The sequence below is a fragment of the Candidatus Methylomirabilota bacterium genome (assembly GCA_035709005.1).
Classification (GTDB): Bacteria; Methylomirabilota; Methylomirabilia; order Rokubacteriales; family CSP1-6; genus 40CM-4-69-5.
Genome location: DASTFB010000075.1, coordinates 39030 through 52245 on the forward strand (window position 1 = coordinate 39030; position 13216 = coordinate 52245).

15 protein-coding genes and 1 pseudogene are annotated in these 13216 nt (G+C 65.0%); 2 read left to right on the forward strand and 14 right to left on the reverse strand.

All coding sequences use genetic code 11. The features are described 5' to 3' along the window. Positions 1-3 precede the first annotated feature (3 nt). Both VFR64_12720 and VFR64_12725 read right to left on the reverse strand, forming a co-directional pair. Positions 4-504, reverse strand: a complete 501-nt coding sequence (locus VFR64_12720; GenBank protein HET9490604.1) for a DinB family protein — start codon at positions 502-504, stop codon at positions 4-6. A gap of 150 nt (positions 505-654) precedes the next feature. Beyond that, the gene (locus tag VFR64_12725; GenBank protein HET9490605.1) at positions 655-1236 is read right to left on the reverse strand and encodes a DUF2269 family protein; all 582 of its coding nucleotides are present in this window, start codon (positions 1234-1236) and stop codon (positions 655-657) included. 150 nt (positions 1237-1386) lie between these two features. Here VFR64_12725 and VFR64_12730 point away from each other — a divergent pair, with 150 nt between their 5' ends. Then, positions 1387-2043, forward strand: a complete 657-nt coding sequence (locus VFR64_12730) for a DUF4440 domain-containing protein (GenBank protein HET9490606.1) — start codon at positions 1387-1389, stop codon at positions 2041-2043. Between the two features lie 51 nt (positions 2044-2094). On the opposite strand, the gene VFR64_12735 is transcribed toward VFR64_12730, so the two are convergent. The 11 genes from VFR64_12735 to VFR64_12785 form a co-directional block, all read right to left on the reverse strand. Then, positions 2095-2673 (reverse strand): hypothetical protein, encoded by a 579-nt coding sequence (locus VFR64_12735; protein ID HET9490607.1) that lies wholly within the window; start codon positions 2671-2673, stop codon positions 2095-2097. A gap of 16 nt (positions 2674-2689) precedes the next feature. Further along, the gene (locus VFR64_12740) at positions 2690-3478 is read right to left on the reverse strand and encodes an alpha/beta hydrolase (protein HET9490608.1); all 789 of its coding nucleotides are present in this window, start codon (positions 3476-3478) and stop codon (positions 2690-2692) included. Positions 3479-3538: 60 nt separating this feature from the next. After that, positions 3539-3904, reverse strand: a complete 366-nt coding sequence (locus VFR64_12745) for an AraC family ligand binding domain-containing protein (protein ID HET9490609.1) — start codon at positions 3902-3904, stop codon at positions 3539-3541. A 10-nt stretch (positions 3905-3914) separates the two neighbouring features. Continuing rightward, positions 3915-4886 carry an ornithine cyclodeaminase family protein gene (locus tag VFR64_12750; protein ID HET9490610.1) on the reverse strand — a complete coding sequence of 324 codons (972 nt, stop codon included), beginning with the start codon at positions 4884-4886 and terminating at the stop codon, positions 3915-3917. A gap of 81 nt (positions 4887-4967) precedes the next feature. Beyond that, positions 4968-5117, reverse strand: a complete 150-nt coding sequence (locus VFR64_12755) for a hypothetical protein (GenBank protein HET9490611.1) — start codon at positions 5115-5117, stop codon at positions 4968-4970. A 319-nt stretch (positions 5118-5436) separates the two neighbouring features. After that, a complete protein-coding gene (locus tag VFR64_12760; GenBank protein HET9490612.1) occupies positions 5437-6060 on the reverse strand; it encodes a class I SAM-dependent methyltransferase in 624 nt (207 codons plus the stop codon). Between the two features lie 537 nt (positions 6061-6597). Then, positions 6598-7017 (reverse strand): MaoC family dehydratase, encoded by a 420-nt coding sequence (locus VFR64_12765; protein HET9490613.1) that lies wholly within the window; start codon positions 7015-7017, stop codon positions 6598-6600. Positions 7018-7512: 495 nt separating this feature from the next. After that, a complete protein-coding gene (locus VFR64_12770) occupies positions 7513-7845 on the reverse strand; it encodes a type II toxin-antitoxin system prevent-host-death family antitoxin (GenBank protein ID HET9490614.1) in 333 nt (110 codons plus the stop codon). A gap of 369 nt (positions 7846-8214) precedes the next feature. Further along, complete coding sequence (locus VFR64_12775; protein HET9490615.1) at positions 8215-8760, reverse strand: DinB family protein; 546 nt, start codon at positions 8758-8760, stop codon at positions 8215-8217. A 121-nt stretch (positions 8761-8881) separates the two neighbouring features. Then, positions 8882-9799 carry an arginase family protein gene (locus VFR64_12780; GenBank protein HET9490616.1) on the reverse strand — a complete coding sequence of 306 codons (918 nt, stop codon included), beginning with the start codon at positions 9797-9799 and terminating at the stop codon, positions 8882-8884. Between the two features lie 150 nt (positions 9800-9949). Then, positions 9950-10897 (reverse strand): SDR family oxidoreductase, encoded by a 948-nt coding sequence (locus VFR64_12785; protein ID HET9490617.1) that lies wholly within the window; start codon positions 10895-10897, stop codon positions 9950-9952. Positions 10898-11097: 200 nt separating this feature from the next. Here VFR64_12785 and VFR64_12790 point away from each other — a divergent pair. Then, a pseudogene (locus tag VFR64_12790) lies at positions 11098-11826 on the forward strand (transposase). Positions 11827-12399: 573 nt separating this feature from the next. Here the strand turns inward: VFR64_12790 and VFR64_12795 are convergent. Next, positions 12400-13041 carry a nitroreductase family protein gene (locus tag VFR64_12795; protein ID HET9490618.1) on the reverse strand — a complete coding sequence of 214 codons (642 nt, stop codon included), beginning with the start codon at positions 13039-13041 and terminating at the stop codon, positions 12400-12402. Positions 13042-13216 lie beyond the last annotated feature (175 nt).

Here is a 13216-nt window from a genome sequence, read left to right on the forward strand (position 1 = left end):
GCCTCAGCCGCGGCCTTCGCGCAGGAAGGCGAGCAGGTCGAGGTCCCCCGGCGATCGGCCGTACTCCGTCAGTGCCACCGCGGCTTCACCGCGGAATTGCGTGCCGTGGTTGGCGACGTGCGCGAGAAGGTGCCAGAGGACGTTTTGCTGGGGTACCCCTCTGGTCGTCTTGTACTGAACCGTCGCCGCGAGGGCAGCATCGCTGAGCGACGCCAGGTAGCCGCGCATCTTGCGCTCTTCTTCGGTCCAGCGACCCTGCAGGGCGTCGAGCGTCGGGAATTCGCTCTCGGCCGGCAGCGCCTGAGGCGAGACGCCCTCCTGGCACCGTAAGCGCCACACGACCTCGGTGCCCAAGATGTGTGCCAACGTGCCACGCACGCTGCCGTGACTCAGGCGGGCCGGGGCCGTCAGCTGCTCCGGCGTCACTCGGGCGGCGGCACTCAGCACTCGCGCGTTGGCCCAGTAGTTGTAGTCGTACAGCAGCCTGACGTCGTCCTTCGTCATGCAGCGCCCTCGCCGGCCTCGAAACGGTCTCTTGCGCGACTGCCAGCCGAGAGTATATCGCCGTCCAGAGACGCCGAGAGGACAGCGCCGTGGCCGCGGGTCTCGTCGACCTCCTCGGAGGCGCCGGGGGGGCGCCCCGGCGCTAGCCGTTCACGGGTCGGGAGCCGCCCACGGATACAGACGTGGTATCACGATCGTCAGCGCGGTGGCGACCGCGATGGCCACGACCAGGCCGGCGACGAACAGGGTCCAGGTATTCGGCCTGAGGGTGCCGAGACTGACGATCACGAAGAGGATCGGCAGATCCAGGAAATGCGTGAACGTGGGGACGCCTTCGGAGCGCGCCTTCTGGAGCTGAGCCGTGAACCCGCCGCCGCTTAGGGCTTGCTCAGTCAGCCGCCGGAGGCGCACGAAGTAGAGTCGGGTCACGGTGTTGCCCTCGATGAATTCGAACGCGAACAGGAAGACCATCCCGGCCAGCCACGGCGTCTCGACGAAGCTCCAGCCGCCGAAAAACTCGACGATCAGCCACGTGCCCGAGACCAGCAGGAGAACCGCGCCGGGAACGACGAGACCGTCGTAAAAGACCGCGATATTGCGCACGGCTTCCGAGAACCGGACCAGCTCGCGGCACTGGCGTGAGCGCATGTCGCTGACCCAGACGCCGATCAGCCCGGCCCCGATCAGGACGACGCCGATGACGTGGAGCAGCTTCAATATGGCGTAAACCATCGTCCCACAGCCTTGCCGATCCGCTGGAATCGCCGGCGACGTCGTTCGCCTCCATCGCGGGCAGGCTCGGCAAGTATACGAGAATGGCTCTTCCACGGGACTCGAGGCGACGCTACCATGCGCCTGCACCCTACGTGACGGAGGGACTCCATGGTTGTCACCCTGTTTCGTAGCCGCCTGAAGCCGGAAGCGAAAGAGGAATATGCGCGGTGGGCTGGTCGCATGGAGGAGCTTGTCAGGCAAGTGCCAGGTTACGTCTCCCACAAGGGATTCGTCGCCGAGGACGGTGAGCGAGTCACCATCGTGGAATTCGCCTCGGAAGAGGGGCAGCGGGCGTGGGCGACACACCCCGAACACGTGGAGGTGCAGAAGAAGGGGCGCCAGGACTTCTACGCCGAGTTCCGCGTGCAAGTGTGCACGGTGCAGCGGGAGATGGTGCACCCGGCGACCGGCGCCAGGGACATGGACGTCTTGCAGCGGCTCAACGAGAGCTACATCCGATCAGTACGCACGTCGGACGCGCGCTGGTTCGAGGAACACCTGGCCGAGGACTTCGTGAATAGCAATCCCGACGGCTCGTTGGTGGACCGCGCCGGGTTTCTGGCGCAAGTGACGCGACCGATGACTCTCTCGAATTTCGGCGTAGAGGACGTGGCGATCCGAGTTCTCGGGGACACGGCGATCGTTCACGGCAAGACCGTGTACCGGAAGCTCGACGGCCAGCCCGCGGCCGGCCGCTACACCGACGTCTGGGCCCGCCGGAATGGCCGCTGGCTCTGCGTGGCCGCCCACGTGACCCGCGGCTGAGCGCGCACGTTCCTGTCGGGCTCGCGCATTACTCCCGGCGTCAGCCGTGGCTCACCGGGCCGGGCGTGAACGGGTCAATCGCACGGCCAGCACGACGTGGCTGGCGATGATCAGCGGCACCAGGAAGGTCGGGAGCAGGCTCAGCGGCAATCGCAGGAGCTCGGCCATCGATTCGGGGTTCGCCGAGGCGAGCCGCGCCGCGGTCAGGACCACGAACAGGATGTCGGCCAACCCCACCAGGTTCCAGGCGATGTAGGCGAGGCGCCGACCCGCGCCGTACGGGGGACCCCACAACAATAATCCTGTCGCCAGGCTCGCCACGGCGATGTCTCCCCATCCACCCGGGACGGCAAACGCGTAGGGTAACCGGCTTTGTCCGTAGAGATAGAGGAAGTGGATCCCCACGAAGCGCGTCAGGTGCAACGCGACCAGCCAGCGCTCGTCGACCTGCATCAACCATGCTCTGAGCCGTGCCGAGAACCATCCGACGGCGAGTACGGCCGCGGTCAGCCCGAACAGGATCAGCGGGGGGGCGGGCGGCCGCAACATGCCGACGACGCCGGCTGCGCCGAGAGCGATGGCGATGAGCAGCCAGGCAAGCAGAACCAGCACGACGGTGCGGGAGCTCATGATCGTCATGCGCGGGTCAGCCGCGCTCGAGGAAACGACAGATCACCTCATTGACGACGTCGGGGTGGGTGAGCGGGCCCATGTGTCCGAGGTTCTCGAGCTCGATGACTTCGACTCGAGGCAGTGTCTTCGTCAGGAGCCGGGCGACGCCGCGAGACGAGGCAGGGGAGGGTTTTCCGATCATGTAGAGAACGGGCACGGTGAGCGCGGCGAAGGCCTCCAGGGGTGTCGACTCCCCGAACAACGCGCTCTCCCACCCGTGCACATTGAGCATGGAGCTGGCGATCGAGCTCTGGCGCGACGCCGGCGTATCGGCCCACGTCCCCGGGCCCATCCAGTAATCGATGAAGTATTGGGCGGCAGTGGCCGTGTCGCCGGTCTCGAGCGCGGCCTTCGCTCCGGCCACGGCCGCCCGAATCCCGTCGGCCTCGTTGGGGGGAGGGGACTCCGCGTCGAGGAGCGCGAACAAGGTGGGCTCGTATAAAGCCAGCGCGCGGACACGGCGCGGTTGGGCGAGCGCGACGATGAGCGCCACGGCGGCGCCATACGAGTGGCCGACCAGCGCGAAGGGCTCGCCGGCCCGGGCGAAGACGGGCTCGAGGAGGGCGGCTTCGTCGCGGAGGCGGATAGACCGGTCCGTCGGCCACGCGGGACTGTTGCCGGCGCCGTATGAATCCGGGGCGAGCACGTGGAACTTCGGGGCCAGGCGGTCCATCAGCGCGCGCCACTGACTCGACGTGCTCGCGTTCGCGTGCAGACAGACGACGCCCGGACCGGCCCCGGCTTCACGGAAGAAGGGAATCACGAGTCCTTACCGTGCGTCATCGCCGCGGCTCGCTCACGTGTCTGCTGACGCGGGTGGAGCTCACACCGGGTCGCGGTGGACGGTGGCAGGGGCGAACGCGGGAAGGCACACGGCGATGTACTCCGCGCCGCCGGGTTCAGGACTGCTGTAGCGGAGCCACTCGCCCGGGCGTGCCACGACGGCCTGACCCTGCCGCACGTCGAGAACACCACCTTCGAATTCAACCCGTAGCAGACCTCGGAGGACAACGGTAATCTCTTCGAACTCGGGTCGTTGACCGGGCTCGCGCCAGCCCTCAGGGGATACCATGCGGGCAACGCTCACATTCACGTGCCCCGAGTTTACCCGACCGACATACTCTTCGATCGTCTTCGGCTTGTTGCCGGCGGCCTGAATCCGTGTGGGCTTGTCGATCAACCTGGGCATAGGCAGCACCTCATTCGCGATCGATCTGCGAGCCTTTGCCGGACTGGCGAGCACGTTGGTACGCCAGCGCGGCGACGGCAAGGTCCCCGAGCGCGAGTCCGCGAAAGACGAACGCCGTCTTCTCCTCGTCGGAGCGACGCCCGGCGACGTCGCCATTCACCAATCCCGTCAGATCACCCGCCACCAGCGCCGGGTCCACCAGCGGCTTGGGCATCTGCGCTTCCTGTTCCAGATCGTCGATGACGATCCGATCGAACGCGGACATGGTGTCGGGCAACCACGGCGCCGCCAGGTCCGTCACTGTGGCAAAGACACCTGGTCGCAACCAGCGGGCGTCCAGAAAGGGCACGAGTTGCGGCGAGAACGTCACCGAGCTGATGACCAGATCGGCGTCTCGCACGGTCTCACGGGCAGTTGCGCTGGCGACGGCCGAGAGCCCGAGCTTCTTCGCCGTCCGGCATAACGCGTCGCGATTCACCGTGCCACGCCCGAACGCACGGATCTCCTCGAGGGGAAACAGCGCCGAGAACGCCTGTAAATGGCTGTGGGCTTGGACCCCGCAGCCGATGAAGGCCGCGACGGACGCGGCGGGTCTGGCCAGTCGCTTGGCCGCGACGGCGCTCAACCCCGCCGTGCGCACGGCGGTGATCCAGTTGCCGTCGATCACGGCCACCGGAAGGCCTGTGTCACTGTCCAGAAGGGTGACCACAGCGTTGATGTCCGGCAGGCCGCGTTCTCGGTTGCGCGGATTGAGGATCAGTGACTTTACGGCCAGAAACGGCGGATCGTCGGCCGCCGACAGCGTCGCCATCATGTATCGGCCGTCCGGCGGTTGAATCACGGCCTTCGGCGCGCTCCACACTCGTGCCCGGCTGCGCCCGCGTATCAGGTGCTCGATACTCTCGATCACCTCTCGGGTGGTGAGACCCAGGCTCTGAAGCGTCCTCTGCGTGAGATAGAGCAGGGGCGTACCCCTTTCCATGTCCTGCGCCTCCGATCCATTACTGTAACGAAGCGAGCAATCGTGCAAGTGGCGCGGCGGGCGAGCCGCCGCGACGCACGCTCAAAGCTCCTCCAGGATGCGCTGGATCGACGCTTCGTCGACATGGACGCTCAGCAGCAGCTCTCTGACCGCCCTGCGATCGCGGGAGCGTTGGGCAGCGTCGAACGCATCGAGCTTGTCGCCGGCGTGCAGGCGCTCGTTGACCGTCATCCCGGACAGCGTCCACCGTGTGTACTCGGTCTTGAAGGCATCTGGTCGCGACGTGCTGCGGCGCGATCCTGAAGATCACCCGGACGTCGCCTTGCCGATGGAACGGGTCGACGCCCAGATAGAGCCGCGCCAGGGCGTCGATGTTCTGGCGGCCCTTTGCCGTGTTGACCAGGATGTGCGTGCCATCGAAGCTGCACCACACGGGCTGGACCTGCGGCGTCCCATCGCCCATCAGCGTGGCCAGCGGCACCACGATGGCACGGTCGAGGAGGTCGCGGTATTTGTCCGGTCAGGGCCTTTCATGTCTTTAACCTTCGGATCAGAATGTGACGATGTAGGCAATATCGGTGAGCGGACGAATCGTTGAGTCGCCTACGAGGCTCCGCAGGCGAGCTTCAGAAAAGTGCTCTGACCGAAAGCCCCCTTCTGTTTCGAGGTGGTCGCGGGTCTCCTGGGACACGACGTGACCCAGGCGCCGATACCATTCGCGACGAGCCGGCACTGACGCCTCCGAGTAGACGGACAGGAGCCGGGTGTGATGCTGCGGGGCCAGGCGCCGCATCTCCCTCAAGGCGCCGGTCTTGTCGCTCATAGTCCCCCACGTGTTGGTGAGGCACATCGCCAGGTCGAACGCGGCGGTCGTAGGAATGGCGGTCGCGTCGGCGGTGATGAAGTACAGGTGGCGACCGCTACGAGCGCGCTCGGCCTCGGCGATGTAGCTATGCTCGTAGTCCACGCCGACGCCGAGACGAATGCGCTCCCCGAGTAGGTGCAGATGGCGTCCGGTCCCGCAGCCAAGATCGATGACGCGCGCCCCTTCGGCGACGACGCGGTCAAGGAGCTCCAGCTCGGCGCGCAAGAACGCCTGGATCTCGGGCGGCTGCGTAGCCGGATCCAGAGCGCGATTCAGTAAACCAGCCGCGTAGACGTCGTCGTTCGACATGCCGCCCGCTTCCGCCTGGTGACACGTGTGGCTCGAGCAAGAAGAGCGAGACCAAGCGCAAGCACAGACACTGGGACGATGAGCCAGTGCTTGCGGCCCTGCGCGAGATGGTGCATTCCGGCGGCGACACCGGCAGAGCCAGACGGAGGCAAGCAACAGGAGCGCGAGGCGAACGCGGAAGGCCCCGTAGCTCGAGATGGCGCTCCGGCTGACCTGCGGCGGCCGGGTTCCGCGGATTGTGCCCGACCCAGCCGAGCGGGAACGTTACGTGCCTTCATAGCCGCGCCTGGCCCCACGGAGGCGTGCCGCGGACGGTGCGCGACTAGCACCATCGACCCCGGGAACTCCAAGGTATCGCGGAGGTGCAGGTCTGCTCTGCTTGGGCATCATGGTCGGACTGGGTTGCGTCGACGGGTCAGGAATACGACCGGAATGAGATAGGCATCGGCCGCCACCGCGAAAGCTATGGGCGCCGTAAAGCTGAGCCGGGAGAGCAATAGATCCCGAAGTCCTAGAATCAAGGCGCAGCTCCATGAATCAGAACCGATCGGTAACCAAGACTCGCCCCTTGGCGCCGACAGAAGTCTTTCCGTCCTGGCCTCGGATACGGCCGCGCAGCTCGACGATGTCGCCTTTGAGCTTCTCATTTGGCGTTACCTTCACTACCATCCATTCGAGATGAATGGTTTCATCTGCGTAAACTGGTCGGCGGAATCGAACCCAGAACTCGAGCCCCAACATTGCGCCTCGTGTCGAAAAGTGGGACGCGGTCAGGGCGAGTAACAGAGCGGTTGTATGGGGGCCACTGGCTGTCGGCCTTCCGAATCGGGTGGTGGCGGCAAAGGTAGGATCGTGATGCAGCGGGTTGTTATCACCGACGGCATTCGCAACGTCAACGACCATCGCCGGGGAGAGTGCAACTTCCGAGGAGAAACGTTCTCGCGGGTAGGCTCTCATACCTCGACCTCCATCGCGGTGATCGAGAGCGTCGGATCACGTCTCCCGTGCCTCAAGGGGCTCGGTGAAGAATAGCCGATCCCCGAATGCGGCCGCATGCGGTTGTCGTAGGGAGTGTAGCTGCCGGCGGCTTCGTGGGCTCGACATCGGAGGCGAGGCTAGAGGCGTGTGTAACGGCCTCCAACAACTCCGGGGCATCAAGGCGGCCGGAGACGCCGAGGTCAATCGACGGTCGAAGGGCGCGATCATCAGGTAGTTTCTCAATCGCCCTACGGCTCTCGATCCACAGCCCGGAGACGGTGGCGGCGCCTCGCTGTCTGGTAGTCGCCCCATCCTCTCCGCCCTTGCGGCGGGTACCTTGTGAGAGCCACGCAATCGGCGGCGTCTTCGGCCGTATTGACAAGCGGAAGCGCGATGCCCTCGGCGCCGTCTAACCTTCAGGCTGAGCGGGCCGGCGTCGAGCCGGACCGCTCCAGCCTGGTGTTAAACCGCCTGTTAGGACCGCAGATCCTCCAGTCGGACACCGCGTCCACTCCGGAGCCCCTCGCGCGCCTCTCCTATGCGCCGCAAGAACTCGGGATGGTGCTCCAGTCGGTAGTCGAGCCAGTCGTCCTCGCTTTCGAAGCCAATCAAGACGCCAGCCGGTTTCCCATGCCGCGTGATGAGGATTTCTTCGGACTCCGCTAGGCGCAGGAATCGCGACAGATCGTCCTTGACTTCAGCCAGGGCCGCTTGGCGCACTGGGCGTCCCCTGCTCGGCGAGCCAGCGCGCCGCTTCGGCTTTCGTGACGATCGCGAGGACCTCGACAGCCTCCCGCGTGACGTCATAAGACACCCTCACTTCCCCAACCCGAAGACGATACCGCGGTTGACTCAAGCCACGAAGGCGCTTGATCCGGCTCTTGCTTACTCGGGTTGGCTGGTCCCGCAAGTGCCGTTCGAGGGCGTCCCGGACTTCGGCCCGATGGTAAGCCTTGAGAGACCTGAAGGCCTTCGCCGCCTCAGGCGCCAAGACGACCTCGTGCCGCATTCTAGCCAGAATATAGCCAGACTGGACTCCTGGTCAATTCGGCCGTTGCGGTCTGACGGCTCGGCTGGGCGGTGGGCGCTTGCGCGGATGAAGCCGGCACGGGGGCTCATGCCCGCCCGCTCTAACGGCCTGTTAGACCGTTCAGGGTTCACTCGGCGTATGCTCATTCATGTTGAGGGACGGCTGGCGGCCTTGACGTCCTTCAACTGGCGCAGATGAACACGCATGTGATACTCGCAAAAGGTGATCCATTGAGCCGCGTTCATCTCGCCGATGAGCGGATGCACAGCGGTAATCGCACGAGGATCCACCGCTGCCAGCCGCTGCATGACTTTCCCGGTCAGCGCACGCTGCTTTGCCATGGCCTCACGTAGATCGGCGATTGGCTGGCCGTGAGTTGGCGCCGCTGGCTCTGGGACCCGCACTATCCAACGATCATCCGGGCTCGGCTGTTGCCACGGGAAGGCGTGAACATCGGCAGGATACCGTGGCAATCGTCCCGCCTCCGCAGCATGCTTGATTGCCACGCTCACCATTTTGCCAGCGATGCCCTCGGCCAGTACGAGGTGGTGGAGAACTTCTCCGAGAGACCATTGGTCGGGCGCTGGTTTCCAGTCGGCTTGGCTCTGTGACAAACCTTCGACTTCAGCGAGAACCTGAGCGCGGCGATGCTCAAGACCGTCCGCGATCTCCTGGAGCGCATGAGGAAGCATGTGTGCGGGTCCTCTGTCTAACGCCCGGCTTCAACGGCGGCGGCGAAGCCGCTGTCCGCTGTAGCCATTGTTGAGCCGCGTCCAGTGCCCTGCCTACAGCAAGATTGCTTCGAGACATGCATTAGCTGCACTGCCATCGGGGTGATGCGGCCAGAGCATCAGCCAAGGCCCGAGCAAAGGTCCGCAGAGTCGAGCCATCGATTTCCCCGTGGTCAGGGTTCAGCTCGCAAACGGTAAGCGCCGTCCAGTTCGGCGCGCGCAGCAAGGGGCGGAGCGACGCCATAAGCTGATCGAACCTGAGGCCTACGTTACGGCGATTGTTCTCTGCTAGCGGCATATCGACGTAATCGAGCACGTCGACATCCAGGTGGACGAGCAACCGCTCGAACTGCCGCGCCCAGCCACCCACCACGGCCTCCGCGGCTCTTGACGGGTCGGCGGCGACGTCCGCAAGCCGAACTTCGGCGACGCCGAGTTCGTCGATGACCTGCCGCTCGAACGGCTCGACGTTGTCGTTGGCGAAGAAAAGCACTTGCTCCGGGCGCAGCATCGGCACGCACGGACCCAGAGTGGCGAGCTCCGGCACAGTGCCTGTGACGCCCAGCATGTGCGCGACACCCATCCAGTCCAGGGCGCCGTCATGGGTGCTTTGGGGCGTGTTCAAGTCGGTATCGAGGTCGATGTAGACGACACCGATACTTTGCGTCTCTCGAAGCGCGCCGGCTACCGTGCCGAGTTCGACCGTGCAGTCACCCCCCATGACGAGCACTGCCGCGTCGGCAGCGAGGGCGGAAGCGACACGCTCCGCGGTGGCCTTGGCGACCGTCGCGGCTGCGTTCACATTCATGGCACGCGGGTTCACCTTGTCCGCACGCCAGCGGAAACCGGAAACGTCTCCATGATCGTCAACCGTGATGCCACGGGCGGTTAAAAACCCCAGCAAACCAGCAGCGCGGAGAGCAGTCGGGGCCTTCTCTTGGCCAGGCGCATATGCTCCTGCGCTACTTGGCGCGCCAATGATGGCCAGGCGCTTGAACATGGTTGACTCCATGGGTTGTTTTCCTGCACAACGTTGAATCACCTCGAGCGGCCCAACGTTCAGCATCAGCCGCGGCGCAGAGCGCCGTCGGCTCCATGCTGTTGTTGGGCGGCACACGCGGTGATCGGGGCGGGAGCAATGTCGTGGACACTAGCGATAGTCGCTCGGGTTGACGTTCTGATCGCCGGCCTCGACTACCTCGCTATATCGCCATACGTTCGGACGTGAACCGTCAATGTCCGTAAAGCCGTACTCATCCGCCAGTTGCGCTGACGTCACGGACTGCTGATTCCATCGCTCACGCCTGGGATCACTTGCGAGCGCTACTACAGCGCGCCCCACGTAGCGGGGCGACTCTGACACCGCGAATCCGGGCGGAGCAGCAGCGGTGCGCCAATTACCCTCAGTAACTTTGTAGTTCTCCAGCATCATCTCCGAGCGAAGCCATCCAGGTGTGATCGCCACTGCCGTCGCGTGGTGCGGCGCGAGTTCATGTCCCTCCGAGAACGCCAGGCGATTCACGGCGACCTTTGCCAGGTCGTAGAACACGGAGATCCGGTACCGCGACGCGTTGTAGTCCCACGCTCCATCGGTTACCTCGACGAGCAGGCCTCCAGGGCGGTCAGTCAAAAGGGGCAGGAGGTAGTGTGAGGTTATTAAGTGGGTATCGATGGCGAGGCGAAGAATCCGGAGACCCTTGGGAAGATCATGCTGCCAGATGGGTTTGTTCCAGTCGGGTGGGCCACCCTTGAGCCGTTCTGCACCCCAGATGTCGTTCACCAAGATGTCGATGCGATCGTGCGTATCGCGGATCTGGTCAGCCAACCGCCCGACCTGGTTGGCGTCGAGATGGTCGACCACGAACGGAATACCCTGACCGCCCAACGACGTCACGAGTTCAGCGGTTTCCTCGATCGTCTCGGGACGAGCGTAGTCGGACTGCAGTGAGCGATCGCGACTGCTGCGACCGGTACAAATGACCGTGGCGCCGGCCTCCCCCAGAGCCGCCGCGATACCACGGCCAGCCCCTCGCGTCGCGCCAGCGACGATCGCGATGCGACCACGCAACGCGTTCGGATCGGGACACCAGTTCGTCACGTCTGCTTTCCTATAACCTCTCGAACGTCGTCCGGCGCATCCGTCGTCGCGCCGCCCAACGCTCTGGATCAGGCGCGGCCGAAGGCCGTCGCCTGCATCCGGATGACTCTCATCCAGGCCTCCTCCTCACCACCCGACGGGGTACGGTGAGTGCGGCCAAGCAAAAACCCTCCCGCAGCGGGAGGGAGGAAGAGACAAGGATGAGGTTCTACACCACGTCGCACCGATACTACTGCGGGATCGACCTGCACGCGAGACGGATGTACATCTGCGTGCTGGACGGGGACGGCCAGATCCGCGTGCATCGCAACGGCCCCGCCACCCCCGAGCGCTTCCTCACCACGATCGCGCCGTACCGTGAGGACCTCGTGGTGGCGGTCGAATGCATCTTCAAGTGGTACTGGCTGGCCGATCTCTGCGCCCACGAGGGCCTCGCCTTTGTCCTCGGCCACGCCCTGTGCATGAAGGCCATCCATGGCAGCAAGGCCAAGAACGACAAGATCGACGCCCATAAGATCGCCGTGCTCCTGCGCGGCGGCATGCTGCCCATGGCCTACGTGTATCCGCGGGAGATGCGCGCCACCCGCGACCTCCTGCGCCGGCGCTGTCACTTCACCCGCAAGCGCGCCAAGCTCGAACTGCACCTGGCCCAGACGGCCAAGGTCCACGACGTGAACGCCTTCTACCGGCTCCGCTCGGTGCCGGGGATCGGCAAGATCCTGGCCCTGGTGCTGCTCTACGAGATCCACGACATCCGCCGCTTCCCGCGAGTGCAGGATTTCGTGTCGTACTGCCGGCTGGTGAAATGCGCCAAGCAGTCCGACGGCAAGCACTACGGGTACGTTGCGGACACGAAGATCGGCAACGCCCATCTGAAGTGGGCGTTCTCCGAGGCGGCCGTGCTCTCGTTGCGGAAGAACCCCGTCGCGCATCGAGGAGCACGGGAGAGCCGGCCGTCTAACTGGACCCCTGAGGGGGACTGAGCCCGACGCAGCTGATGCTCGGCCTCGTTATGCGGCGTCGACCGCGCGCGAGCATCTGGGGGCGACGTCCCGGAGTCCCGTGCGTTGATTGGACTCCCGTGCTCGCTCGACACGCTGAATCGCACTAGGTCGGCCTCCGATGGCGCTGGGGGCTGCCCCTCTCCCGAGCTGCGTGCTAACTGGGACTGGCGGTCGGTTGGCCAGAGCCGTCGCGTTGAGTCAGCCGGCACGAGGGCACAGCTGGGTTTCTAGGCCGCGGAGACGTTGCTGCTCTCCGCGCTGGGGGCGAGGACTGCATCATCGCCTCGGCTCGAGGCTCGATAAGTGTTTGGTGCAGACCACGCGGCCTGACGCCGCCGTCGAAATGATGTCAGCCACATCACGGGGCCGATCGTCGTGCCTTCCTCAGCGGACGCCATCGTCCGCGACGGAAGCTCTTTGCCTCTTGACAACCGGAGGCCTGATAAGTGTTCGGCGGACGATCGCAGCAGAGTGACGACGCCTGCGCCGGGGCAGCCATCACGCGCGCTGACCCCACGTGTCCCAAGACGTTCGCTCCCTTGCGGACACTCGCTTCGCTGGGTGCAGTGCTGCTCCTGCAAGGTACGCGACCGGCAAGAGAGCCACCTGCGTGATGTCGTCGGGGATGCCGAGCAGGGCCGCGGCCTCACGCGCGTACTTGAGGTGGGACGTTGTCCATGCCGAGCCAAGGCCACGAGATCGGAGGGCGAGCATGAGTGACCACGTGGCCGGAAGAATTGACCCGTAGAAGGTTGGCGGTCCGCAGTCCGGCCCGAGCGCGGCGAAACCGTCGCGCCCCGCGATACAGGGAATTACATGGACGGGTACCTCGTGGAGATGGTCGGCAAGGTGCATCACCGACGACATGAACGCCGGTGTCGTCTGTCGAACCTGCTCGACGCGACGCGGGGGATAGATTTCCGCCAAGCCGCGACGGTAAAGCTTCGCAAGTTCACCACGCTTTGTCGCGTCCGTGACAACCACGAAATGATAGCGGGCCGTGTCGCCTCCGGTAGGCGCCTGCACAGCAAGTTCCAGACAATGTTGAATCACGCTACGCTCGACCGGCCGAGCGAGGTCCAGGCGCCTCCGAACCGAGCGGGTCGTCGTGAGGAGCTCATCGACTACGGTGAGATCCATGGTCTCCCCTCGATCACGCTTGAATGTGCCGCCGAACGTTCAGGCTGAGCCGCCGGCGTCAAGCCGGCCGGCTCGAGCCTGTTGTTCGGCGTCGTGTTCATGGCTTTCGGCCCACGGCGAGAAGCGCAGGAGCTGGGATCTCAACTCCTCGGGGTGTCGCGTAGCTCTTGGCACC

Excerpts from the sequence above, each read along its gene's own strand:
- VFR64_12755 (HET9490611.1), bottom strand. The coding sequence starts at position 5,117 with ATGACGGTCAACGAGCGCCTGCACGCCGGCGACAAGCTCGATGCGTTC.
- VFR64_12735 (HET9490607.1), bottom strand. The coding sequence starts at position 2,673 with ATGAGCTCCCGCACCGTCGTGCTGGTTCTGCTTGCCTGGCTGCTCATC.
- VFR64_12745 (HET9490609.1), bottom strand. The coding sequence starts at position 3,904 with ATGCCCAGGTTGATCGACAAGCCCACACGGATTCAGGCCGCCGGCAAC.
- VFR64_12725 (HET9490605.1), bottom strand. The coding sequence starts at position 1,236 with ATGGTTTACGCCATATTGAAGCTGCTCCACGTCATCGGCGTCGTCCTG.
- VFR64_12775 (HET9490615.1), bottom strand. The coding sequence starts at position 8,760 with ATGCTTCCTCATGCGCTCCAGGAGATCGCGGACGGTCTTGAGCATCGC.
- VFR64_12720 (HET9490604.1), bottom strand. The coding sequence starts at position 504 with ATGACGAAGGACGACGTCAGGCTGCTGTACGACTACAACTACTGGGCC.
- VFR64_12750 (HET9490610.1), bottom strand. The coding sequence starts at position 4,886 with ATGGAAAGGGGTACGCCCCTGCTCTATCTCACGCAGAGGACGCTTCAG.
- VFR64_12730 (HET9490606.1), top strand. The coding sequence starts at position 1,387 with ATGGTTGTCACCCTGTTTCGTAGCCGCCTGAAGCCGGAAGCGAAAGAG.
- VFR64_12795 (HET9490618.1), bottom strand. The coding sequence starts at position 13,041 with ATGGATCTCACCGTAGTCGATGAGCTCCTCACGACGACCCGCTCGGTT.
- VFR64_12770 (HET9490614.1), bottom strand. The coding sequence starts at position 7,845 with ATGACGTCACGCGGGAGGCTGTCGAGGTCCTCGCGATCGTCACGAAAG.
- VFR64_12765 (HET9490613.1), bottom strand. The coding sequence starts at position 7,017 with ATGAGAGCCTACCCGCGAGAACGTTTCTCCTCGGAAGTTGCACTCTCC.
- VFR64_12760 (HET9490612.1), bottom strand. The coding sequence starts at position 6,060 with ATGTCGAACGACGACGTCTACGCGGCTGGTTTACTGAATCGCGCTCTG.
- VFR64_12780 (HET9490616.1), bottom strand. The coding sequence starts at position 9,799 with ATGTTCAAGCGCCTGGCCATCATTGGCGCGCCAAGTAGCGCAGGAGCA.